Origin of the sequence: Pseudoxanthomonas gei (assembly GCF_010119615.1) — a bacterium.
GTDB classification, from domain to species: Bacteria; Pseudomonadota; Gammaproteobacteria; order Xanthomonadales; family Xanthomonadaceae; genus Pseudoxanthomonas_A; species Pseudoxanthomonas_A gei.
On sequence record NZ_QOVG01000020.1, the window covers coordinates 1 to 756 of the forward strand.

Below are 756 nucleotides of genomic sequence, written 5' to 3' on the forward strand. Positions count from 1 at the left end.
ATGAAGGAATGAGCCTGCTGGAGCGGGCGCTTAAAAAATCAGGTTGGCGCGGCCCGCGAGAAACAGGGGCGCAAGGCCTGCAGTACGTTCTTGATCGTGGACGCGCAGAGCGTGAAGAACAGTGATACAGCCGGCCAGAAAGGCTATGACGCGGGCAAGAAGGTATCGGGGATCAAGCGCCACATCGCGGTGGATACGCAAGGCTTTCCACATGCCGTTGCGGTGACCACGGCGGAAGTCACCGATCGTCAAGGTGCGCTGGAGGCATTGAAACGCTGCCGATCGGGTTTAGGTCGGGTGAAACGCCTGCTGTGCGACAGCGGCTACACCGGAGATCCCTTCGCCGAGGGCGTACAGGACATTCTGGGCAAGCATGTCACCGTACAGATTGCCAAGCGCAGCGAGCTGCATACCTTCAAGGTCATGCCCAAGCGCTGGAGTGTCGAACGCAGCTTTGCCTGGCTGGAGAAGAACCGGAGGCTATGGAAGAACTGCGAGCGAAGGCTCAATACCAGCTTGCAGTTCATCCACCTGGCGTTCCTGGCACTGCTGCTCAGGAGATCGTGAACAGGTTCTTAGGCGCGGCGAGTTACTACTCCTTAGCGCGGACGTGATCAAAAATGCCTTTGACGAAAGACAGCAGCGATCCCGTTGCTGGTTGGACGTGCAAGACAGCCAATATTCCGACGACGATGATGATCCGAGGTACTCAAGGCCCAGCATCAAGTCGGCGAGTTCGGTCCGTCAACTACCGCT

The 756-nt window shown here is 57.9% G+C and carries 1 pseudogene; it reads left to right on the forward strand.

The annotated features are described in order from the left end of the window. A pseudogene (locus DT603_RS15775) lies at positions 1 to 567 on the forward strand (IS5 family transposase); the annotation flags it as partial. Positions 568 to 756 lie beyond the last annotated feature (189 nt).